Below are 22,535 nucleotides of genomic sequence, written 5' to 3'. Positions count from 1 at the left end.
GTCCTTCTCCGCCCCACCCGACAACGGGGGACGACCCCACCCCACCGGAGGGTCCGCCCTCCCGACACACACCCGCGTCCTGAGCAGGCTCGTCGCCAGGGCACGCCGGCGTCGGAACCGGCTCGGGACGGGGGGTGGGGAGCATGGTCGTCACGGCGCGGCGCCGCCTCCGCGAGCTACGGGCGGTCCTGCGGGTCACGCTGGCGGTGGTCGCCACCCTGCTGCTCGGCGCGCGGCCCCACCACGGATCCGACCCCGTCGCGCCCGTGACGACGGCACGCTCGCTGGTCGTCCTGGTGCACGGCTTCGGCGCCGGTCCCGATTGCTTCGACGAGCTCGCCCGCGCGCTGGCCGGCCCGGGCGTCGCCGTCGTCCGCCACCGCTACTGCTGGACCGCGGGCATCGAGGAGCTCGCCGCTCGGCTCGCCGGCGACGTCGCGGGCCTGGCGCGACGCACCGGGGCCCGCTCGGTGACGCTGGTCGGGCACAGCCTCGGCGGGGTGGTCGTCGCCGCGAGCCTCGCCGACCGGCGCCTCGCCGGCACCGTGACGGGCGTGGTCACCCTGGGCACCCCGCTCGGCGGCACCGGCTGGGCCCGCCTCTTCCCGGTCGGGGCGCTGCGTGACCTGCGCCCCGGCGCGCCGGTCCTGCGCTCGCTCACCCCGCCGACCGTGCGGTGGACGACGATCGCCTCCCGCGCCGATGCCGTCGTCGCGGTGCACCGGGCGACGCGCGACGGCGCCGAGACCGTGGTCGTCGACCGCGTCGGACACTGCGGGCTCCTCCGCGACGCCGGCGTCGTCGCCCGCGTCGCGGCCCTCTGCGGCCGACCTGCCCGACCTGCCCGACCCGCCCGCCGCCGCGGACTAGGGTCGCCGGGGTGCCCGAGACGAGCCGGTCGCTCGCCGCGCAGTACCGGCGCTTCGCGGACGCCGAGGGGACGTCACCCCTCCAGGCGCGGCTCGCCACCGCGATCAGCCGGTCCGCCGACGCCCTGCGCGCCGTCGAGACCGCACCCGCCGGGCGCCGGCAGCCCGCCCTCGTCCTCGCCGCGCTGCACGACCTCGCCCTCGCCGGGAAGGCCCCGGCCCTCGAGGACGCCGCCGTCGACACGCTCGTGCACCGTGCCGACGAGATCGCGGCGATCGCCGCGCGCCGTCGGCACCGGCCCGACGAGGCGGGACGCCACACCGTGCTCCACCCCGCCGTGGCCGAGGCGGCGCACCGGACGGGCGCGGACGCGATCGGGTTGATCGACCTCGGCCGCCCCGCCGGGCTGAACCTCGCCGTCGACCGCGTCGGCGTCCGCTACGACGACGGGGCGACGCGGGGCGATCCCGCGTCCCCGGTGCAGCGGGGAGCGACGGTCGTGGGCGACCGGCCCGTCCCGGCACGCCCGGTCCCCGACGTCGTCGCCCGCATCGCCGTCGACCGGGAGCCGCTCGACGTCACCGGCGCCGACGACGCGCGCTGGCTGCGCGCCTGCCTCGCCCCGGACCCGACGGACCGGCGCCGCGACCTCGACGCCGAGATCGCCCTGACCGCCGGCCTGCGCCCTCGCTACCGGCGCGGCGACCCCGTCGACGGGCTCCCCGAGGCCCTCGCCCACGTGCCGGGCGACGCCCTGCCCGTCGTCACCACCACCTGGGCGCTGTCACGGCTGAGCACCGCCCGCCGGCAGCGCTTCGCCGACGTCCTCGGGGCCGCGGACCGCCCCGTCGCCTGGGTGTCCGTCGAGGGCGTCGGGGTGGCGCCGGGGGTCCCGACGCTCGGCGACCGTCCGGCGTCCGGGCACAGCATCATCGGCCTGGCGCTCCCCGGCCGACCGCCGGACGCCCTCGGCCGCTGCTGGTCCCGCGGCCGTCTCCTGTCCTGGTTCGGCTGACCCGGCCTCAGACCAGCGCGCGGTCCGTCGGGCCGATCGGGCGCGGCAGCACGTCGCGGCCCGTGAGGTAGGCGTCGACCCCCGCGGCGGCGGAGCGGCCCTCGGCGATGGCCCAGACGATGAGCGACTGCCCGCGCCCGGCGTCCCCGGCGGCGAAGACACCGGTGACCGTGGACTGGTAGTCGTCGCCGCGGCGCACGTTGCCGCGGTCGTCGTACTCGACGCCCAGGCTGTCGAGCAGGCCCTCCTTCTGCGGGCCGAGGAAGCCCATCGCGAGGAAGACCAGGTCCGCGGGGATCTCCCGCTCGCTGCCCTCGACCGGCACGAACTTCCCGTCGACGCGCTCGACGTCGACGAGGCGCAGCGCCCGCAGGTTGCCGTGCTCGTCGCCGAGGAACTCGTCGGTGTTCACCGAGAACAGCCGCTCGCCGCCCTCCTCGTGGGCCGAGGAGATCCGGAAGATCATCGGGTAGGTCGGCCACGGGTTCGCGTTCGGCCGCTCGTGCGGCGGGATCGGCATGATCTCGAGCTGCGTCACCGACTTCGCACCCTGGCGATGGGCGGTGCCCACGCAGTCGGCGCCGGTGTCGCCGCCGCCGATGACGACGACGTCGCGACCCTCGGCGTCGATGAAGGAGCGCTCGTAGTCGCCCTGCTGCACCTTGTTCGACGGCGGCAGGTACTCCATCGCCTGGTGGATGCCGTGCAGCTCGCGACCCGTGATCGGCAGGTCGCGCCAGGCCGTCGCGCCGACGGAGAGCACGACGGCGTCGTGGTCCGCGCGCAGCTTCTCGACCGAGAGGTCGGTGGCCGCGGGGCCGCCGACCTCGACGCCCGCGAAGAAGCGCGTCCCCTCGGCCACCATCTGCTCGAGGCGGCGGTCGAGACGCTTCTTCTCCATCTTGAACTCGGGGATGCCGTAGCGCAGCAGCCCCCCGATGCGGTCGGCACGCTCGTAGACGGTGACGTCGTGCCCGGCGCGGGTGAGCTGCTGGGCGGCGGCCAGTCCCGCCGGCCCCGAGCCCACCACCGCCACGGACCGACCGGTCTTCGCCTCCGGGGGCTGGGGCTTCACGAAGCCCTCGTCCCACGCGCGGTCGATGATCTCGATCTCGACCTGCTTGATGGTCACCGGGTCGGAGTTGATGCCGAGCACGCACGCCGACTCGCACGGGGCCGGGCACAGCGTCCCGGTGAACTCCGGGAAGTTGTTGGTCGCGTGGAGGCGCTCGATGGCCTCGGCCCAGTCGTCACGCCAGACCAGGTCGTTCCACTCGGGGATCATGTTCCCCAGCGGGCAGCCCTGGTGGCAGAACGGGATGCCGCAGTCCATGCAGCGCCCCGCCTGCTTGCGCAGCGTGGTCGGGTTGAGCTCCTCGTAGACCTCGTGCCAGTCCTTGATGCGGATGTCGACCGGCCGCCGGCGCGGGAGCTCTCGGCCGGTGGTCATGAATCCCCGGGGGTCAGCCACGAGCCGCCTCCATGATCGCTTCGTTGACGTCGCGGCCGTCGCGCTCGGCGTCGGCCGTGGCCTCCAGGACCCGCTTGAAGTCGACCGGCATCACCTTCGTGAAGCGCGCGATCGCGGCGTCCCAGTCGGTCAGCAGGTCGTGGGCCACGGCGGAGTCGGTGGCGGCGTAGTGCTTCTCGACGAGCGACCGCAGCTCGTCGACGTCCTCGGGGCCGACGACCTCGAGCTCCACCATCTGGTGGTTGACCCGGATCTCCTGCATGTCGAGCACGTAGGCGATCCCGCCGGACATGCCCGCGGCGAAGTTGCGCCCGGTCGGGCCCAGGATCACCGCACGGCCTCCGGTCATGTACTCGCAGCCGTGGTCGCCGACGCCCTCGACGACCGCGACCGCGCCGGAGTTGCGCACGCAGAAGCGCTCGCCGACCTTGCCGCGCAGGTACGCCTCGCCGGCGGTCGCTCCGTAGAGGATGACGTTGCCGGCGACGATGTGCTGCTCGGCCACGAACGGCGCCTGGGGGTGCGGGCGCACCGAGAGCCGCCCGCCCGAGAGGCCCTTGCCGAAGTAGTCGTTGGTGTCGCCGATCAGCCGCATCGTCACGCCGCGCGGCAGGAACGCGCCGAACGACTGCCCGCCCGAGCCGGTGAACGTGATGTCGATGGTGTCGTCGGGCAGGCCCGCACCGCCCCAGCGACGGGTGACCTCCGAACCGAGCATCGTGCCGACGGTGCGGTTGACGTTGCGCACCGGCAGCTCGAGCCGCACCGGGGTGCCGTCCGCGATCGCGCCCTCGGCGAGCTGGATCAGGGTGTGGTCGAGCGCCTTCTCCAGGCCGTGGTCCTGCGGCTTGGTCTGGTGCAGGGCCTGGTCGCCGAAGTTGTCCGGGACGTCCGGGCGGTGCAGCACCGTCGAGAGGTCGAGGCCCTCGGCCTTCCAGTGCGACTCGGCGGCGCGCGTGTCGAGCACCTCGGTGTGCCCGATGGCCTCCTCGATCGACCGGAAGCCGAGCGCCGCCAGGTGCTCGCGCACCTCCTGGGCGATGAACTCCATGAACGCGACGACGTACTCGGCCTTGCCGTCGAACTTCTGCCGCAGGACCGGGTTCTGGGTCGCGACGCCGACCGGACAGGTGTCGAGGTGGCAGACGCGCATCATGATGCAGCCCGAGACCACGAGCGGCGCCGTCGCGAAGCCGAACTCCTCGGCGCCCAGCAGCGCGGCGATGATGACGTCGCGGCCGGTCTTCAGCTGCCCGTCGGTCTGCACGACGATCCGGTCGCGCAGCCCGTTGGCCAGCAGCGTCTGCTGGGTCTCGGCGAGGCCGAGCTCCCAGGGACCGCCCGCGTGCTTGATCGAGCTCAGCGGCGAGGCGCCGGTGCCGCCGTCGTGCCCGGAGATCAGGACGACGTCGGCGTGCGCCTTGGACACGCCCGCCGCGACCGTGCCGACGCCGACCTGCGAGACGAGCTTGACGTGCACGCGCGCCCGCGGGTTGGCGTTCTTGAGGTCGTGGATGAGCTGGGCGATGTCCTCGATCGAGTAGATGTCGTGGTGCGGCGGCGGCGAGATGAGGCCGACCCCGGGCGTGGAGTACCGGGTCTTCGCGATCCACGGGTAGACCTTGTGCCCGGGCAGCTGCCCGCCCTCGCCGGGCTTGGCGCCCTGCGCGATCTTGATCTGGATGTCGTCGGAGTTGACCAGGTACTCGCTGGTCACCCCGAAGCGCCCGGACGCGACCTGCTTGACCGCCGAGCGCCGCGAGTCGCCGCTCGGGTCGCGGGTGAAGCGGTCCGGGTCCTCGCCGCCCTCGCCCGTGTTGGAGCGGCCGCCGAGGCGGTTCATGGCGATGGCCAGGACCTCGTGCATCTCCTGGGAGATCGACCCGTAGGAGATGGCGCCGGTGTTGAACCGCTTGACGATCTCGGAGACCGGCTCGACCTCGTCGATCGGGACGGGGGTGCGCTCACCGTCCCGGAACCCGAAGAGCCCGCGCAGCGTCAGCAGCCGCGAGCTCTGCTCGTCGACGGCGCTCGTGTACTCCTTGAACGTGTCGTAGTTCTGCGTGCGCGTGGAGTGCTGCAGCTTGAACACGGTGTGCGGGTTGAAGACGTGCAGCTCGCCCTCGCGGCGCCACTGGTACTCGCCGCCGACCATGAGCTCGCGGTGGTCGGGCCGCACGCCGTCGGCGGGCCAGGCCTGGTGGTGACGGACCGCGACCTCCTCGGCGAGGACGTCGTAACCGACGCCGCCCAGCCGCGAGGTGGTGCCGGCGAAGCAGTCCTCGACGATCTCGGGCCCGAGGCCGATCGCCTCGAACACCTGCGCGCCCATGTAGGACGCGACGGTCGAGATGCCCATCTTGCTCATCACCTTGCGCACGCCCTTGGCCAGCGCCTCGACCACGTTGCGGGTCGCGGTGCCGGAGGTGACGCCGGTGATGACGCCGCGGTCGATGAGGTCGTCGACCGTGTCGAGCGCGAGGTACGGGTTCACCGCGCTGGCGCCGTAGCCCAGCAGCAACGAGACATGGTGGGTCTCGCGGACGTCGCCGGCCTCGACGACGAGGTCGACGCGGGTGCGCGTCTTCTCCCGCACGAGGTGGTGGTGCACCGCGCCGGTGAGCAGCAGCGACGGGATCGGCGCGTGCTCGGCGTCGGAGTGCCGGTCGCTCAGGATGATCACGCGGGCGCCGTCCGCGACGGCGCGGGAGACCTCCTCGCGGATCTCGGTCAGCCGGGCGCGCAGCGCGTCCCCGCCGCCGGCGACGTCGTAGAGCCCGGAGACGAGGTACGGCGCGAAGCCCGGCATGTCGCCGTCGTCGTTGATCCCGGCGATCTGGGCGAGCTCGTCGTCGTCGATCACGGGCAGGGGCAGCACGACGCGACGGCACGACGCCGGCGAGGCGTCGAGCAGGTTGGTCTCCGACCCGAGCTGCACCTGGAGCGAGGTGACGAGCTCCTCGCGGTACGCGTCCAGCGGCGGGTTGGTCACCTGGGCGAACAGCTGGACGAAGTAGTCGAACAGCACCCGGCTGCGCGACGAGAACGGCGCGAGCGGCGCGTCGTTGCCCATCGAGCCGGTCGCCTCGGCCCCGCTCTGGGCCATGGGGCGCAGGAGCAGCGAGACCTCCTCGCCCGTGTAGCCGAAGGTCTGCTGGCGGCGCACCAGCACCTGGCGGTCGAACTTGTCGCGCTCGCGCGAGGGCAGGTCCGCGAGCTCGACCATCCCGGCGTGCAGCCACTCGTCGTACGGGTGCTCGGCGGCGAGCTCACCCTTGATCTCGTCGTCGTCCACGATGCGGCGCCCGACGGTGTCGACGAGGAACATGCGGCCGGGCTCGAGACGGCCCTTGCGCACCACCGTCGCGGGGTCGATGTCCAGCACGCCGACCTCGGAGCCGAGCACGACCAGGCCGTCCTCGGTGACCCAGTAGCGCGCCGGGCGCAGGCCGTTGCGGTCGAGCACCGCGCCGATCACCGAGCCGTCGGTGAAGGCGGCGAGCGCCGGACCGTCCCAGGCCTCCATCAGCGTCGAGTGGTAGCGGTAGAACGCGCGCCGGGACTCGTCCATCTCGGCGTGGTTCTCCCACGCCTCGGGGATCATCATCAGCACCGCGTGCGGCAGCGTGCGCCCGCCGAGGTGCAGCAGCTCGAGCACCTCGTCGAACGTCGCCGAGTCGCTGGCGTCGGGCGTGACGATCGGGAAGAGGCGGTCGAGCTCGGCCTCGCCGAACGCGCCGGTCGCGAGCATCGACTCGCGGGCGGCCATCCAGTTGCGGTTGCCCCGCAGCGTGTTGATCTCGCCGTTGTGGGCGAGGTAGCGGTACGGGTGCGCCAGGCTCCACGCCGGGAACGTGTTCGTGGAGAAGCGGCTGTGCACCAGCGCGATCGAGCTGGTGGTGCGCTCGTCGGCGAGGTCGGCGAAGAACGGCTCGACCTGCTCCTCGGCGAGCATGCCCTTGTAGACGACGGTGCGCCCGGACAGGCTCGGGAAGTAGGTCTCGAGCCCCGCCGCGCGGGTCTCGTGCTCGACGCGCTTGCGCAGCGCGAACGCCCGCCGCTCCAGGGTCATGACGATGCCCGCGTCGTCGTCGCCCGCGTTCGGGGTGTCGACGACGTGGTCGACCTCGGGCGGCAGGCCGACGAAGAGCTGGCGGAACCGGGGCATGGCCGCGCGAGCGGCGTTGCCGATGCCGGCGCCGTCGGGGTCGACGGGCAGCTCGCGCCACGCGAGGACGTGCAGGCCCTCCTCCGACGCGATGCGGGCGACGATCTCCTCGACATCGGTCGCGTCGGCGTCGGTGGGCAGGAAGGCGTTGCCCACGGCGTAGCGCCCCGGCTCGGGCAGCTCGACGCCGGCCTCGGCCAGCACGGGACGGTAGAGGCCGTCGGGGACCTGGATGAGGATGCCGGCGCCGTCGCCGGTGTCGGGCTCGGCCCCGCGCGCGCCGCGGTGCTCGAGGTTCAGCAGGGCGGTCAGACCGCGGCTGACGGTGCGGTGGTCACGGCGTCCGGCGATGTCGGCGACGAACGAGACGCCGCAGGCATCGTGCTCGTACGCCGGGTCGTAGAGGCCCTCGCGCTGACGATGGTTGCCCACGTGCGCCCTCCGATCTCTCGCGTCCGTGCAGGTGGTGGTCCGCCGGGGTCCGGCGTGGTCCGGCGGGGGTGGTCGTGGGGTCCGGGGAGCGTGCTCACCCGGGAGACGGCCCTGGGCACACCGGTCGTGGTGTCCGTGGTGGACGACCGGAGGGGCAATCTGACGTTAACCTCCCCGGCCGGGCGAGCGCACCGTGTCGACCAGGTCCGAAAGAGTGCTGATCGCCACGTGGCGGCAACCGATCGGGTCACCGTCCGCAGTCGGCCACCGCGCCCGGAGCAGGGGGAGGTCGGCGCCTCAGCGCCGCGACCGTCTGTTCGCGGCGCTGTAGGGATCGCGTCCCGGCCACCCGCCGAGAAAGCGACGCGCGCCGCGCTCCCCCGCGGCGTGGCCCCCCGACAGGCGTGACGCCCACATGACCGATCCCGACACGCCGACCAGTCTGGCCGACGACACATCGTGGGCCAAGAGTTCCCTACCGCGTAGTACGGCCGCGGACGGTCCCGATCGGTCGCCCGGCGGTGGTCTAGTGGTGGAACGAGGGTGTCTGCCCGTCCGCGGGCATGGGCGCCGAGAGCTTGTCGAGGTAGGCCGTCTCGGCGGTGATGTCGGCCAGGAGCCGGTCGGCCAGATCCCCGCTCAGCCCGTTGCGGACCACGATCCGCTGCACCGTGCGGTCGGCCAGGGCGTCGGGCAGCGGGTACGCCGGCACCAGCCACCCCTTCATCCGGAGCCGGTCGGACAGGTCGTGCAGCGTCCAGTTCTCCGTGTGGCCCTCGCGCAGCCGCCAGGCGAAGACCGGGATGTCGGAGCCGTCGTTCCAGAGGTCGAAGGCCCCGAGACGGCCGATGCCGTCCGCGAGGTAGCGGGCGACGTCGCGGCAGTTGCGCTGCACCGCGGTGTACCCGGCGCGCCCGAGGCGCAGGAGGACGTAGTACTGCAGCAGCACCTGGGCGCCGGGACGCGAGAAGTTCAGGGCGAACGTCGGCATGCTGCCGCCGAGGTAGCTGACCTCGAAGACGAGGTCCTCGGGCAGCCACTGCCGCTCCCGCCACACCACCCAGCCGACGCCCGGGTAGACGAGGCCGTACTTGTGACCCGACGTGCTGATCGAGTGCACGCGCCCGAGACGGAAGTCCCAGGCGAGGTCGGGCTGCAGGAACGGGGCCACCATCGCCCCGGACGCCCCGTCGACGTGCACCGGCACGTCGAGCCCGGTGTCGGCCTGGATGCGGTCGAGGGCGGCGACGATCTGCTCGACCGGCTCGTACATGCCGGTGTAGGTGACGCCCATGATCGCGACCACACCGATGGTGTTCTCGTCGACCCACGCGGCGAGGTCGTGGCCGTCGAGGACGGGGTGCTCGTCGGAGATCGGGACGCAGCGCGGCTCGACGTCGAAGTAGTTGCAGAACTTCTCCCAGCAGACCTGCACCGCGGAGCTCATGACGAGGTTGGGCTTCTCGGTGCTCTTCCCCGCCGCGCGGCGGGCGTGCTGCCAGCGCCGCTTGAACGCGAGGCCACCGAGCATGCAGGCCTCCGACGAGCCGGTGGTGGAGGTCCCGATCGCGGCGTCCGGGTCGGGCGCGTGCCACAGGTCGGCGAGGATCTTCCAGCACCGGTCCTCGATCGCCGCGGTGCTCGGGTACTCGTCCTTGTCGATCATGTTCTTGTCGGCGGCCTCGGCGTACAGGCGGTCGGCGTGGCCGTCCATCCACGTGCCCACGAAGGTGGCCAGGTTCAGCCGGGCGTTGCCGTCGAGCATCATCTCGTCGTGGACGATCTGGTACGCCGTCGCGGGCAGGATGGCGTCGTCCGCGAGGCGGTCACGGCGCTGCCCGGCGAGCTCCGCCCCGCGGGCGAAGACGGGGAGCAGCTCGTCGCGGTCGGCCGGGCTCGTCATGGTGATCGAACCTAGCGCGGCCCGGAGGTGTCCCCGGGCCGACACGGGGTAACCCGCCGCCGGATCGAACGGATGTTCGACGTGACCGACACCGAGGAGCGAGTCCCGTGACCGAGCAGGCCCCCGACCCCCACGCCGTCAAGACCCCGGGGGACGACTCCCCCGCCGCGAAGGACAACGACGCCTGGGTCACCGGCGACGAGCCGATGACCGGCCCCCAGGCGAGCTACCTCGAGACCCTCGCCCACCAGGCGGGCGAGGAGCCGCCCACCGGGCTGACGAAGGCCCAGGCGTCCGACGAGATCGAGCGGCTGCAGGGGTCGGTGACCCCGGCGGGCTCCGGGGAGGCCGACGGGTCGGAGGGCAACGCCCCCGACCTGTCCCGCCAGGAGCGCCCGACCGACGAGTGGGTCACCGGCGACGAGCCGATGACCGGCCCGCAGGCGAGCTACCTCGAGACCCTGGCCCAGCAGGCGGGCGAGGAGCCCCCCACCGGGCTGAACAAGTCGCAGGCCTCGCGGGCGATCGAGGAGCTGAGGCAGAAGGCAGGCCGGTGAGGCTGGTCTGGCCGGCCGACGGCGCGGAGCTCGACCGTGACGCCCTCGCCGAGCTCTACGCCCACCCCACGTCGTGGGTGCGCGTCAACTTCGTCGCCAGCGCCGACGGCGCGGTGGCCGTCGAGGGTGTCTCCGGCGGCCTGCAGGCGCCCGGCGACAAGGAGATCTTCGGGCTGCTGCGCGAGCTCGCCGACGTGGTGCTGGTCGGCTCGGGGACGGCGCGCGCCGAGGGCTACCGGGGCGCCCGCACCACCCCGGAGCGCGCGGAGCGCCGGCGCGCCCGCGGGCAGGCGCCGGTGCCGCCGATCGCGGTGGTGAGCACCCGCGGCACCCTCGACGCCGGGGCCGCCCTCTTCACCGACACGACCGTCCCGCCGCTGGTGCTGACCGCGGCGGTGGCCGCCGACGACGCGCGCCGCGAGCTCGCCGGCACCGGCGCGGAGGTCGTCGCCGTGAGCGCGGACGACCCCGGGGCCACCGATCCCGGCGCGATCGTCGCCGCGCTCGCCGAGCGCGGGCTGGGCCGGGTGCTCTGCGAGGGCGGGCCGGCGCTGTTCGGCTCCCTGCTGGCCGCCGACCGGGTCGACGAGCTGTGCCTGAGCCTCGCGCCCCAGCTGGTCGGCGGCGGCGCCGACCGCATCGTCGCGGGCCCCTCGCTCCCCGTCCCCCGCACGCTCGCCCTGTGCTCGGTCGTGGGTCACGAGGACGGCCTGATGCTGCGGTACCGGCGCGCACCCGGCTGAGCGTGTCCGGGCTCACTCCTTCTTTCGGGTGAGAGTCCATGACGTTCCGGCGCGAGGTGTGTCCCACGGGTACGAGGTCGGCAACCGCGGACGGTCACCGGCCCGGACATGACGAGACATCGACCCGATGCGCACAGGGAGCGCCCACCATGACGCAGAGCCCCAGCACCGCCACCGGCTCCGAGGCCGCAGCCGTGTCGAGCGGACGGACCGGGGGTGCCACCCCGGCCCGCCTCGCCGACGACACGGGGCAGGGCAAGACCACGATCGCCTCGGGCGTGGTCCAGAAGATCTCCGGTATCGCCGCCCGCGACGTCTCGGGCGTCTACTCCATGGGCGGCGGCGTCTCGCGCGCCTTCGGCGCCATCCGCGAGCGCATCCCCGGCGGCAGCGGCACCTCGCAGGCCGCCGGCGTCCAGGTCGAGGTCGGCGAGAAGCAGGCCGCGATCGACCTCGACATCGTCGTGGAGTACGGCGCCGGCATCGTCGAGCTGGCGCGCGCCGTGCGCCGCAACGTCATCGCCGCCGTCGAGCAGATGACCGGTCTCGAGGTCATCGAGGTCAACATCGCCGTCAACGACATCCACATGCCCGGCGACGACAACGACGAGGGCGGCGAGCCGTCGGGGCAGCAGCAGCCCACGACGCGCGTCGAGTGAGCACGCCTCACTCCTCCGGCGGGGCGCCGTCCGTGGTCAGCCCGGCCTCGCCGGAGGCCCCGGGCCTCGGGCCGCTGCCCGAACGGATCGCCGAGGCGGTGCTCGCCCACCCCGCGGTGGCCGCGCTGTCCGGCGGCCCGTTCGGCGCGATCGCGAGCTACCTGCCCGGACGGCGCCTGCCCGGCATCGTGCTGGGCGAGAGCGGCGAGCCCGACCGGATCGCCGTGGTGCTGCACTACGGCGCCCCGGTCGCGGCGACGTCCGCCGAGCTGCGACGCATCGTCGCCGCGCAGTCCGGCGCCCGCCGGGTCGACGTCACCGTCGTCGACCTGGAGATGCCGGAATGAGCGCGCCGGGTGCCGCCGACGCCCGGGCGGCGCGGCGCGCCTTCGTCCGGGCGCACCACCCCGACGTCGGCGGTGACCCGGACGCCTTCCGGGCGGGGCTGGAGGCCCACCGGGCGGCCACCCGTCCGGGCCCGGCCCCCGACGATCCGCGCCTCGACGCGCCGATCGTCGCCGTGTCGGGCCGCCGGATCGCCCGGCTCGGCCGCTTCGGCCGTCGCCTGGCGCGCCGGTACGACCCCCGTCGCGGGTCCGCCCGCGTGCAGTAGGAGAACTTCTCGGCCCGCGCAGGGGCGCGGGACGAGCCCACAACGTGGAGGTAGTGGTCATGAGCGCCACCCGTGCCGGCATGTTCGTCGGCCTCATCCTGGGTGTGGCGGCCGCCGCCGGCGGCCTGCAGGGCTTCTTCATCGCCCTCGTCCTGGGGGTCCTGGGCTTCGTCGTGGGCCGTGTGCTCGACGGCGAGCTCGACGTCAACCAGTTCGTCGGGCGCGGCCGCGACCGATGAGCACCCCGACCGACGCCCCGAGCCCGGACGGCGACGACGCCCGGCCCGCGGGCGGCGCCTCGCCGACGGCGGTGACGGCCCCGGTGACCGTCCCGTCCGCCCCGGACGTCTCCGGCGGGCCGGGCGTGCCGGACGTCCCGGGTGACGACGAGGCCGCCGAGCGCGGGCGCCTCGACGTCGCGCTCTCGGTCGTCCGCAAGATCGCGGAGTACGCCGCCGACCACACCGCGGGCACCGTGCGCACGCAGCGCCGCCTGGCCGGTCTGGACCTCGGCGAGTCCGGGGCGAGCGCCCGGGTCTCGGGCTACGGCGAGCAGGTGGACCTGCGTCTGGAGGTCCCGCTGGCCTACCCGGCGCGGATCACCGACAGCGCCGCGGCTGTCCGTGACCACGTGCGTGACCGCGTCCAGTCCCTCACGCCCTACCGGGTCCGCTCGCTCGACATCGGCGTCTCCGCCCTCACCGATCCGTCGATCCGGGCCGCGGCGTCGTCGAGCCGGACCCCCACCTCCCGGACGGAGTGAGAAGTGCGCCTGCTCCTGCGCGTGCTCGCCCCCCTGCTCGGCCTCCTGCTGGCCGTCGTCGGCCTGGCCGTCGTGGTCGAGACCGTGACGGCCTGGGTCGCGCCGGCCTCGAGCCCGCTCGTCGTCCCGTGGACGTCCTGGCGGACCACGATCGAGGGCCTGACGTGGCAGTCCGGTGCCGTGCGCACCGTCGCGATCGTCGTCGGCGTCGTCGCGCTGTTCGTACTGCTGCTCGGGCTCACCGCCCGCCGCCACGACGTCTTCCTCGCCGACCCGGTCCCCGAGGTCACCGTCACCACCTCGCCCCGCTCGCTGGCCCGCGCCGTCGGGCACGAGGTCCGCTCGCACGACGAGGTCGTCTCGGCCTCGGTGGTGGCCTCGGCCAAGCGGGTCACGGTCAAAGCCGCCACGCTCGACCCGGCCGGCGAGGTCCGCACGGCGGTCAAGGACCGGGTCGAGGAGATGCTCGCCCGCCTGCCGCTCGCGCGGCGCCCGCGCGTCGCGGTGTCGGTCACCACCACCAAGGGGGTCAAGTGAGCCGCCGCTCGCGTGCCGCCGTCGCCCGTTCCGCGGGCGGCGACCGCACGCTCACCACCCTGGTCGGGCTCGTGCTGCTCGCCGCCGCGGTGCTCGTCCTGCTGGTCAGCTACGGGGTGTTCGGCACCTACCGTGCCCAGCGCCCGCTGATCGACCCGATCGCCGTGGCCTGGGTCTCGACGCACGTCGATCTCACCCGCTGGATCGCCATCGCGGCCGGCGTGGTGCTCTTCGTCGTCGGCATCTGGTGGACGGTCCGGTCGCTGCGCCCGGAGCCGCGCCCCGACGTCTCGCTCTCGGAGCTGCCCGGCGAGCGCCTGACCGTCGAGCACTCCGCGATCTGCGACGCCGTGCGGCACGACGCGGAGGCGATCGACGGCGTGAGCCGGGCCCGGGTCCGCCTCGTCGGCTCGCCCCAGCGCCCGGCCCTGCGGATCGCGTTGACCCTCGTCGAGGGCACCGACGTCCGCGACGTGTGGGCCGACCTCGACGGCCGGGTGCTCGCCCGGGCGCGCGAGGCGTTCTCGGTGTCCGCGCTGCCGACGGCGGTGCGCCTGGAGCTGGACGCCACCTCGGCGCCCACGCCGGCACGGGTGGAGTGAGGTCCGTTCTCACTGCCCGGCGACGGCGGACCGAACGGCGTCGGATCCAGGCCTCGCTCGTGCCACACGGAGCCGGTCGGTCAGGACCCGGTGGAAGCCATCGCCGCGCTCCAGCTGTCCCGAACGGTCGAAGGCCCAGACACGGACCCCGCACGCGAGTTGTCGGCTGACGGCTGCGGCGGCCGGGAACTCGTGACCCCGGAGCGCCACGAACAGACAGTCGTCGAGACGCCGTGAGGCGCGGAGCAGGTCGAGCTCCCACGCGAGGTTCCCGGTCATCTCGGTGACGTCGACGACGACCACGTCGCACCGGGCCACCATCCGCACGACGGCCTCCTGCCAGATGTCGTCCGAGCAGCGGACGGGGAAGACCTTGCTCCGCGAGACCACCCAGTTCGTGTTCCGCCGCGTCGAGGAACCGAGCGAGGACAGGAGCTTGTCGAGCCGACGCGGTTCCGAGATCACGCCCCGCCGGAAGGACAGCACGCCGAGCTGGCCGACCAGCACGGGGAACCGGATGTACCAGCGGACCCGGATCGCGACGTCGGCCAGGGTGTACGTGTGTCCGTACCCGGACACGTGGCGGCGGACCAGCTCGCGCAGCGGCCGCGATGACTCTGGGCGGTGGAAGGGGCGGAGCACGAGGAGACGTGCAGGATCGCGCCAGCGAACGATGAGCGGCGTTCCCAGCAAGGCCGCGACCACTCCTGGCACGACGAAGAAGATGCCGTACAGAGCCACGAACAGGAGCGCCAAGCCGGTCGTCGTCGCGGTTCCCCGTGCTCCCGGGGCGAAGACCAGGAGATCGGCGACCACGACGGTGAAGAACGTGCAGACACCGGCAGCGATGATCGCCAGGACGCGAACCAGTCGACTGTAGTGAATTCGGGCCCTCGCGGATCGCCACGCCGTCGTCCCCGCAGGAGTGGAGCCGGGTGGAGGGAGCGGAGGCGGCCATGGGGTTCGGTGACGGATCGACCCCGTGAGTGCCGGCGGGTCCGGGCTGTCGAAGGTCGGAGGTGCGAGGAAGTACGAAGCACCGACGGTGCTGAACACGAGAGTCACGGAGAGCAGCCCGAAGACCAGGCCGCCCCAGAGGTCGCCCGCGACCGACAACAGCAACTGGTAGGCGATGACCGTGACGGCGACGACGAACACGGCGTCGAGCACGATCCTCTTCTTGCGCTCGCCGGAGATCCTCCGCGTGGCGAGCAAGGAGATCCAGGTCGCGACCGGCAGGAAGACCAGCGACCACGCCACGCTCCGGCGCTCCCACCACGTCGGCCTGCCGACCGGGCGCCGCAGCGGTGGCCCCGGCCGCGGCCTGCGGTAATACAGGTGCCCGAGACCCAGCAGGACGAGGCACGCACCGAACCCGAGGGCGAGCCCGCGCCCGCTCGTGACGACCCCGAAGTACGGCCACACCCCGGCCGCTTTCAGGAGTTGCTCGTCGCTGACCGCTCGGCCCTGATCGTCGAGGACCACGACCTGGGTCCCGGCCCCACCGACCTGGTAGCAGGCGTGGAACCACCGCCCCTCGACCTCGCCCCGGACAACGCGATACTCGAACCCGATGACCCGGCGGGGGTAGCAGATGTCCAGCGCCTGCTCCGCGCTGACCGCTCCCGCGGGCGCGCGCGACGCCGTCGGCCCGGCGGGGGCGAGCGGCCCGGAATCAGGGAAATCCTTGGCGAGGAACAATCCGCTCGCGACGAGGAGATAGACCGTGAGAATCGCGGCGGCGAGGCCCCAGTAGCGCTGCACGGCCCGCGGCGGCATCCACGTCGCGACCATGGCGTCTCCGTCGGTGCGCGGAATCGCCGATGCTGCGAAAGCGGTCCCGGGAGTCCGATTCTTCCGGAGACGATCGCGTCGGCAACCGCCGAAAGGGGCGCTACCTCGCCGTCAGCACTTCCGCGAGGTCGAACAGCACCGGGCGCTCCAGCTGTTCGAACGTGCACGACGCCGGGTCGCGGTCGGGACGCCACCGCTTGAACTGCGCGGTGTGCCGGAAGCGCACGCCCTCCATGTGGTCGTACTTGACCTCCACGACGCGCTCGGGGCGCAGCGGGACGAACGACAGGTCCTTCTGGGCGTTCCACCGGCTGTGCTCGGCCTCGCGGGGCGTGCGGGTGCCCTCCTCCTGCGCGGCCCAGGCCCACGGGTGGCCCTCGAAGGAGGTCACCAGCGGCTGCAGCTCGGTGAAGAGCTCCTGGCGCTTCTTCATCGGGAAGGCGCCGATGACGCCGACGCTCTGCAGCGACCCGTCCTCGGTGTGCAGGCCCAGCAGGAGCGAGCCGACCGCGTCCGGCCCCGACTTGTGGACGCGGTAGCCGGCGACGACGCAGTCGGCCGTGCGCTCGTGCTTGATCTTGCTCATGACCCGCTTGTCGGGCTGGTAGGTCAGGTCCGCCTTCTTGGCGATCAGCCCGTCGAGCCCCGCGCCCTCGAAGCGCTCGAACCAGTCGCGGGCGGTGTCGACGTCCTCGGTCATCGGGGTGAGGTGGACGTCGGGGCGCTCGAGCCCCCCGACGACCTCCGCGAGCCGCTCGCGGCGCTCGGTGAAGGGGCATCCGGTGAGGTCGTCGTCGCCGAGGGCGAGCAGGTCGAACGCGACGAAGTGCGCCGGGGTCTCGACCGCGAGCTTGCGCACCCGGGACTCCGCGGGGTGCACCCGCTGGAGCAGCGCCTCGAAGTCCAGGCCGGTGCCCGCGGCGTCGACGACGACGATCTCGCCGTCGATGACGCACCGCGGCGGGAGCGCGGCGGTGAACGCCTCGACCAGCTCGGGGAAGTAGCGGGTCATCGGCCGCTCGTTGCGGCTGCCGATCTCGACCTCGTCGCCGTCGCGGAAGATCACCGAGCGGAACCCGTCCCACTTGGGCTCGTAGCGCTGCCCGGTGGGGATCTCGGACACGGCCTTGGCGAGCATGGGGGCGACGGGTGGCATGACGGGCAGATCCACGAGGGCATCATGCCCCCTCACGGTGATGCCACCACGGACCGTCAGACTCGCCCGCAAGCCGGACCCCACCCAGCCGATGAGGAGCGCTGTGCCGCGAGCGAACGTGCGTGCCCTCGCTGTGGTGCCTGTCGTGGTCCTCGGCGCGGTGCTGCTGCTCGGGGTCGCGGCGTGCGCGGTCGGGCCGTCGCAGCGCCCGCCGGTGGCCACCCGCGTCGACGGTCCCCTGACGCCCGGCCCGCCGCCGGACACGGCGACGCCCGGCCCGGCGCCGTCGCTGCTGCCCCCGTTCGTGCCCGCCCCGGGGGCGCCGGCCGGGTTCACCGACTGCACCTCGCAGTTGCGCAGCACCTACGGCCCGGCGGCGCTGGGAGGCCGCGACCTGAGGTTCGGGTGCCAGAGCGTGCCGGTCGGCGGCGGCGACTCCTCGCGGACCGAGGTGGCCGTCCTGCAGGTGACGGTCGGGCCGGTGCCCCCCGGCGGGCCGGTGCCGATCGCGGTGGTCGGCGAGGCCGGCGGGCCGACGGGCGCCGACCGCGCGGTGCGGCTCGCCGCGACGGCCCCGGACGCGCTGCTCGCCGGCACGGCGCTCTACGGCGTGGACCTGCGCGGCACCGGCAACTCGGAGTCCGTCGACTGCATCACGCCGTCCACCCGCCAGGACATCGTCGACGCCGACCCCCTCGCCGCCGACCCGGTGTCGCTCGGCCCCCTGCGCGACGCCGCCGCGACCGCCGCCCGCACCTGCACCCAGGTGCTGGAGAACGCGCTCACCGACTACCGCACCGGGATCGACGCGGAGGACCTCGAGGAGGTCCGCGCGACGCTCGGGGTCGACAGGCTGCACGTGCTGGGTGTGGGCGAGGGCGCCGGGGTCGCGGCGGCGTGGATGCGGCGCTACCCGACCTCGGTGGGGCGCACGGTGCTCGACGGGCTCGCCGACCCCACCACCTCGTTCTCCCAGCGCGCCCGCGAGCGTGCCGTCGGGGCCCGGGAGGCGCTCACCGGCTTCGCCGCCGACTGCAGCGCCCGGCCCGACTGCGCGCTCGGCCCCGACCCGGCCGGCGCGGTCACCGGCATCCTCACCAACCTGCACGCCGCGCCGCTGACCGGACCGGACGGCCGGCGGATCAGCGACGGCACCGTCACCCAGGCGCTTGTCACCGGGCTCGGCGAGCCGGCGCGGTGGCCCGAGCTCGCCGGGGCGGTCGCGGCCGCCGGCCAGGGCGACCCGGGCCCCGTGCTCACGCTGCTGGCTGAGGAGGAGGCCGACGGCGGCGGGTTCGACACCGGCGTGCTGCTCGCCTGCAACGACACCACGGAGCGCCCGACGCTCGACCAGGTCGCCGCGGACGCGGCGCGGGCCCGGGCGGCCGACCCGGTGTTCGGGGCCTGGTTCGCCCACGAGGCGCTGCTCTGCAGCTCGTGGCCGGTGCCCACGGAGACGCCCGCGCCGGGCGCGTTCACCGGCCCGCCGCCGCTGGTCCTCGGCACCCGCGGGGACCCGGTGACGCCCCTGCCCGGCAGCGAGCGCGCGGCGGCCCAGCTGGCGTCGGCGAGCCTCGTCACCTGGCTCGGGGCGGGCCACGGCGCCTTCCCCGCCACGCCGTGCGTCCGCGACGCCGTCGGGGCTTATCTGCGCCAGGGCGACCTGCCGGCGGCGGGCACGGTCTGCCCGCCCTGAGAGGTTCGTCCCGTGTGGGTGCCGTGAGACGTCTGCGGTGCCGGCGGGCCGGTGGGCGCCCGGCTTTGTAGCCTGCGCACCGTGCACCTGCCCCGCGTCGTCGACGCCGTCCTCGACCGTCTGGTCGTCCCCGGCTACTCCCGTGTGGGGTACGCGGTACGCCGTGCGAGCTGGCGGTCGGTGCCGGACGGGTGCCTCGAGGGGCGCACGATCATCGTGACCGGCGCCGGCGGTGGCCTCGGCGCCGCCGCCGTGCGCGGGCTCGTAGCGCTCGGCGCGCGGGTCGAGATGGTGGTGCGCGACCGGTCGCGGGGCGAGGAGACCGCCGCCGCGGTGCGGGCGGACCAGCCGGGGGCCGAGGTCGACGTCGCCGTCTGCGACGTGTCCTCCCTCGACGACGTGCGCCGCTACGCCGCCGAGGTCCGCGACCGCGAAGCAGCGGTCCACGGTGTGGTGCACAACGCCGGCGTCATGCCCCCGGAGCGCACCGAGACCGGCGAGGGCCACGAGCTGACCCTCGCGACCCACGTGCTCGGGCCGTTCCTCCTCACCCGCGAGCTCCGCCCGGTGCTGCGCGCCGGCGCGTCCCCGACCGCCCCCTCCCGCGTCGTGTTCGTCTCCTCGGGCGGCATGTACACCGCCTCGCTGCACGCGGACGACCCGGAGTTCCGCGAAGGGTCCTACTCCGGAGGCGCCGCCTACGCACGCACCAAGCGGGCGCAGGTCGTGCTGTCCGAGCTGCTCGCCGACGACCTCGCCGCCGACGGCATCGTCGTCCACAGCATGCACCCGGGCTGGGCCGACACCCCCGGCGTCGCGAGCTCCATGCCCGGCTTCCACCGGGTCACCGGCCCCCTGCTGCGCACCGAGGAGCAGGGCGCGGACACCGTCGTCTGGCTCCTGTCCGCGGCCGAGCCCGGGCACAGCACCGGGGTCTTCTGGCACGACCGGGCGCCGCGGCCCACCCACTACCTGCCCCGCGGGGGCGAGACACCGCAGTCCCGCGCGGCGCTGTGGACCCTCTGCGTGGACGCGACGGCCGCATGAGCGGGCCCCGGGCGACCTGGAAGCGCCGCGGCCTCGACGAGGTCCGCACCGAGGCGCCCACGGCCGCGGCCCTGCTCACCCCGGCACGGCGGGAGCTGCAGGACACCGCACGGGCGTTCGCGATGGAGGAGGTCCTCCCGGTCGCCGACGAGCTCGACCCGCGCCGCGAGGACATCCCGGCGTCGCTGCTCGCGCGCATGGCCGAGCTCGGGTACTTCGGGATCCTCGTCGACGCCGAGCACGGCGGGCAGGGCCTCGGGGTGGTCGAGTACTGCCTCGTCTCCGAGGAGCTGGCCCGCGCCTGGATGAGCGTCGGCAGCATCATCGCCCGCGGCAACGGCACCGGGTGCGCGTCGCCGGACCCGGCGCGGCGGGCCGAGCTGCTGCGCGCGAGCGCCGCGGGGCGCTGGGTCGGGGCGATCGCGTTCTCCGAGCCGCACGCGGGGTCCGACCTCGCGGGCGTCGAGTGCACGGCTCGTCGCGTCGACGACGGCTGGGTGATCGACGGGACCAAGCGCTGGGTGGGGCACGCGCTCTCCGCCGACTTCCTGCACCTGCTCGCTCGCACCCGCCCGCCCCGTGAGGGCGAGAGCCGCTCCGACGGCCTCGAGCTCTTCCTCGTCCCGAAGGAGCGCGAGAGCTTCCCCGACTGCGTCACCGGCACGGCGATCGACAAGATCGGCTACTTCGGGCTGACCACGTGGGAGCTGCAGCTCGACGGCGTGCGCCTGCCCGCCGAGGCGTTGCAGGACACCGGGCAGGACGAGGGCCAGGGCTTCAAGGACAGCCTGCGCTGGCTCGGCACCGCCCGCGTGCAGACCGCGGCGCGGGCCGTCGGGCTGGCCCGGGGCGCCCTCGAGGACGCGGTGGCCTACAGCCGTCGCCGCGAGCAGTTCGGGCACCCGATCGCCGACCAGCAGGCGCTGCGGCACAAGCTCGCCGACATGTCCGCCGCCGTCGACGCCGCGCGCACGCTATGGTGGCACGCGGCGTGGCTGCTCGACGAGGGCGCGCCGGGAGGCGACGTCGCCGCGTCCGCGGCCAAGCTCTTCGCCTCCGAGACGGCCGAACGGGTGACGAGCGACGCGCTGCAGATCTTCGGCGGCAACGGCTACACCACGGAGCACTCGGTGGAGCGCTACTGGCGCGACGCCAGGCTCACGACCATCTTCGAAGGCACGTCGGAGATCCAACGCAAGATCCTGTCGGACGATCTGCTGGCCTGACGAGCCCGTCCGGGGGTGATCTCATCACCCGGATGCCACGCGTGTGCTTCACCCGGTCGGACCTCCGGCGTCGCTGGTCGCGAACCGTTCACCCGCCGGTCGCGCCGAGCGGACCGCTCGTGTCGTTGATGGTCGACCGCTCGGGTGTCGAACGCGCACGGTGGGCATGCGGTGCCCGGGAGTGATCGGGCGTGGTCTCCGGGCTCGGGCCATCGATGGCCCGGGCCGACGAGCCGGGGCGGGGGACGGACATGACGGACGCGGTGGAGTTCGCGCGCGCGGTGCATCCCGCGCGACCCGACGAGTCGCAGCGGATGCGCCACGAGGCACGGGACTGGCTCGCGGGGCTCGACATCGGGCAGGAGGCGCGCGAACGCGTGCTCGTGGCGGTCTCCGAGGCCGTCGAGAACGCCTGTGAGCACGCCTATCCGGCGGACCACGAGGGCACCGTCGAGCTGACCCTGTGGGCCGAGGCCGACGCGGTGAACGTGCGGGTCACCGACCATGGCCGGTGGCACGAGGGCTCGACGCCGGCCGCGCCGGGCTCGCACGCCCCGCGCGGGCGGGGTCTGGTGCTCATGCAGCGCAGCGTCGACAGCGTGGCCATCCGGCACACCGCCGCCGGGACGACGGTGGCGCTGCGGCAGCACCGGGAACCCGCACCCTAGGGAGCTGTCGTCATCCCGGTGATGACCTGGTCGAAGAAGCCCAGCAGCTCGGCGCGCAGGGCCGGGTGCTGCTCCGGCGGCGCCTGACCCAGGAGCTGGCCGGCGCTCGAGAGCATCCCGAGCACGAGCGTCGGGTACGACGCCCCGGGCGGGCGGGCCAGGTGTCCCTCGCGGGCCAGCCCGTCGAGCACGCGGGCGATGAAGGCGTAGGCGTAGTCGACCTCGCACTCCCGCCAGCGCTCCCACCCCAGGGCGAGGGGACCGTCGCGGAAGACGATCCGCCCGTAGGTGGGCTCCGTGCAGGCCTCGAGGAACGTCGTCAGGGCCGCGCGGGCCCCCGCGAGGTGGTCGGGCGCGTGGTCGAGGGCCGCGCGCAGCCGCTCGTGGACGTCAGCCTCCCGGGCCGAGAACACGGCCTCGAACAGCGCCGCCTTGCCCGCGAAGTGGTGGTAGACCGCGCCCTTGGTCATCCCGGCGACGGCGGCGACGTCGTCGATCGAGGTCTCGGCGAAGCCCCGCTCCGCGAAGAGGGTCGTGGCCGCCTCGACGAGCCCCGCGCGGGTCGCGGCCGTGGCCTCGGCACGGGGGGACGTCACGCGGGGCACCCGAGCAGGG

The 22,535-nt window shown here is 74.1% G+C and carries 20 protein-coding genes and 2 pseudogenes; 16 read left to right on the top strand and 6 right to left on the bottom strand.

Annotated elements, in window-relative coordinates; all coding sequences use genetic code 11:
• Positions 1–143: 143 nt before the first annotated feature.
• Positions 144–581: pseudogene (locus ACR9E3_RS31690) on the top strand (esterase/lipase family protein); the annotation flags it as partial.
• Between the two features lie 299 nt (positions 582–880).
• Entirely contained in the window at positions 881–1,885 is a 1,005-nt protein-coding gene (locus ACR9E3_RS31685; protein WP_460385005.1) for a DUF2332 domain-containing protein, read from the top strand.
• 7 nt (positions 1,886–1,892) lie between these two features.
• On the opposite strand, the gene ACR9E3_RS31680 is transcribed toward ACR9E3_RS31685, so the two are convergent.
• The 3 genes from ACR9E3_RS31680 to ACR9E3_RS31670 form a co-directional block, all read right to left on the bottom strand.
• The gene (locus ACR9E3_RS31680) at positions 1,893–3,356 is read right to left on the bottom strand and encodes a glutamate synthase subunit beta (protein WP_460385004.1); all 1,464 of its coding nucleotides are present in this window, start codon (positions 3,354–3,356) and stop codon (positions 1,893–1,895) included.
• On the bottom strand, positions 3,349–7,956 hold the full coding sequence (gltB, locus tag ACR9E3_RS31675; protein WP_460385003.1) for a glutamate synthase large subunit: 4,608 nt from the start codon (positions 7,954–7,956) through the stop codon (positions 3,349–3,351). The genes ACR9E3_RS31680 and gltB overlap by 8 nt, the downstream gene beginning before the upstream one ends.
• A gap of 526 nt (positions 7,957–8,482) precedes the next feature.
• On the bottom strand, positions 8,483–9,859 hold the full coding sequence (locus tag ACR9E3_RS31670) for a glutamate decarboxylase (RefSeq protein WP_460385002.1): 1,377 nt from the start codon (positions 9,857–9,859) through the stop codon (positions 8,483–8,485).
• 107 nt (positions 9,860–9,966) lie between these two features.
• Between ACR9E3_RS31670 and ACR9E3_RS31665 the strand changes: the two are divergent.
• The 10 genes and pseudogenes from ACR9E3_RS31665 to ACR9E3_RS31620 all read left to right on the top strand — a co-directional run.
• Positions 9,967–10,176, top strand: a pseudogene (locus ACR9E3_RS31665) (DUF3072 domain-containing protein); the annotation flags it as partial.
• Between the two features lie 111 nt (positions 10,177–10,287).
• Complete coding sequence (locus ACR9E3_RS31660) at positions 10,288–10,416, top strand: DUF3072 domain-containing protein (RefSeq protein WP_460385006.1); 129 nt, start codon at positions 10,288–10,290, stop codon at positions 10,414–10,416.
• Entirely contained in the window at positions 10,413–11,159 is a 747-nt protein-coding gene (locus tag ACR9E3_RS31655) for a pyrimidine reductase family protein (protein ID WP_460385001.1), read from the top strand. Before ACR9E3_RS31660 ends, ACR9E3_RS31655 begins: the two co-directional genes overlap by 4 nt.
• Positions 11,160–11,308: 149 nt before the next feature.
• On the top strand, positions 11,309–11,818 hold the full coding sequence (locus ACR9E3_RS31650; RefSeq protein WP_285659349.1) for an Asp23/Gls24 family envelope stress response protein: 510 nt from the start codon (positions 11,309–11,311) through the stop codon (positions 11,816–11,818).
• Entirely contained in the window at positions 11,815–12,165 is a 351-nt protein-coding gene (locus ACR9E3_RS31645; protein WP_460385000.1) for an Asp23/Gls24 family envelope stress response protein, read from the top strand. The genes ACR9E3_RS31650 and ACR9E3_RS31645 overlap by 4 nt, the downstream gene beginning before the upstream one ends.
• Positions 12,162–12,431 (top strand): hypothetical protein, encoded by a 270-nt coding sequence (locus ACR9E3_RS31640; protein ID WP_460384999.1) that lies wholly within the window; start codon positions 12,162–12,164, stop codon positions 12,429–12,431. The genes ACR9E3_RS31645 and ACR9E3_RS31640 overlap by 4 nt, the downstream gene beginning before the upstream one ends.
• A gap of 59 nt (positions 12,432–12,490) precedes the next feature.
• Positions 12,491–12,670: a hypothetical protein gene (locus ACR9E3_RS31635; protein WP_274197018.1), complete on the top strand. Its 180-nt coding sequence runs from the start codon at positions 12,491–12,493 to the stop codon at positions 12,668–12,670.
• Positions 12,667–13,194, top strand: a complete 528-nt coding sequence (locus tag ACR9E3_RS31630) for an Asp23/Gls24 family envelope stress response protein (protein WP_460384998.1) — start codon at positions 12,667–12,669, stop codon at positions 13,192–13,194. The genes ACR9E3_RS31635 and ACR9E3_RS31630 overlap by 4 nt, the downstream gene beginning before the upstream one ends.
• A 3-nt stretch (positions 13,195–13,197) precedes the next feature.
• A complete protein-coding gene (locus tag ACR9E3_RS31625) occupies positions 13,198–13,731 on the top strand; it encodes a DUF6286 domain-containing protein (RefSeq protein WP_460384996.1) in 534 nt (177 codons plus the stop codon).
• Complete coding sequence (locus ACR9E3_RS31620; protein ID WP_460384994.1) at positions 13,728–14,333, top strand: Asp23/Gls24 family envelope stress response protein; 606 nt, start codon at positions 13,728–13,730, stop codon at positions 14,331–14,333. The genes ACR9E3_RS31625 and ACR9E3_RS31620 overlap by 4 nt, the downstream gene beginning before the upstream one ends.
• A 9-nt stretch (positions 14,334–14,342) precedes the next feature.
• Here ACR9E3_RS31620 and ACR9E3_RS31615 read toward each other — a convergent pair whose 3' ends face one another.
• Together ACR9E3_RS31615 and ACR9E3_RS31610 are read right to left on the bottom strand one after the other, a co-directional pair.
• Entirely contained in the window at positions 14,343–16,127 is a 1,785-nt protein-coding gene (locus tag ACR9E3_RS31615; protein WP_460384993.1) for a hypothetical protein, read from the bottom strand.
• Between the two features lie 100 nt (positions 16,128–16,227).
• A complete protein-coding gene (locus ACR9E3_RS31610) occupies positions 16,228–17,298 on the bottom strand; it encodes an ATP-dependent DNA ligase (RefSeq protein WP_460384992.1) in 1,071 nt (356 codons plus the stop codon).
• A gap of 121 nt (positions 17,299–17,419) precedes the next feature.
• Between ACR9E3_RS31610 and ACR9E3_RS31605 the strand changes: the two genes are divergently transcribed.
• The 4 genes from ACR9E3_RS31605 to ACR9E3_RS31590 all read left to right on the top strand — a co-directional run bounded on the left by ACR9E3_RS31605 (position 17,420) and on the right by ACR9E3_RS31590 (position 21,920).
• Entirely contained in the window at positions 17,420–18,979 is a 1,560-nt protein-coding gene (locus ACR9E3_RS31605) for an alpha/beta hydrolase (protein WP_460384991.1), read from the top strand.
• 81 nt (positions 18,980–19,060) lie between these two features.
• Positions 19,061–20,026 (top strand): SDR family NAD(P)-dependent oxidoreductase, encoded by a 966-nt coding sequence (locus tag ACR9E3_RS31600; RefSeq protein ID WP_460384990.1) that lies wholly within the window; start codon positions 19,061–19,063, stop codon positions 20,024–20,026.
• Positions 20,023–21,252 carry an acyl-CoA dehydrogenase family protein gene (locus ACR9E3_RS31595; protein ID WP_460384988.1) on the top strand — a complete coding sequence of 410 codons (1,230 nt, stop codon included), beginning with the start codon at positions 20,023–20,025 and terminating at the stop codon, positions 21,250–21,252. Before ACR9E3_RS31600 ends, ACR9E3_RS31595 begins: the two co-directional genes overlap by 4 nt.
• Before the next feature lie 251 nt (positions 21,253–21,503).
• The gene (locus ACR9E3_RS31590) at positions 21,504–21,920 is read left to right on the top strand and encodes an ATP-binding protein (RefSeq protein WP_460384986.1); all 417 of its coding nucleotides are present in this window, start codon (positions 21,504–21,506) and stop codon (positions 21,918–21,920) included.
• Here the strand turns inward: ACR9E3_RS31590 and ACR9E3_RS31585 are convergent.
• Entirely contained in the window at positions 21,917–22,516 is a 600-nt protein-coding gene (locus ACR9E3_RS31585) for a TetR/AcrR family transcriptional regulator (protein ID WP_460384985.1), read from the bottom strand. The genes ACR9E3_RS31590 and ACR9E3_RS31585 overlap by 4 nt on opposite strands.
• Positions 22,517–22,535 lie beyond the last annotated feature (19 nt).

The organism is Actinomycetospora sp. C-140, assembly GCF_054796175.1.
The sequence above is the reverse complement of the archived record's forward strand: the minus strand, read 5'-3'. Positions and strand labels throughout refer to the sequence as shown.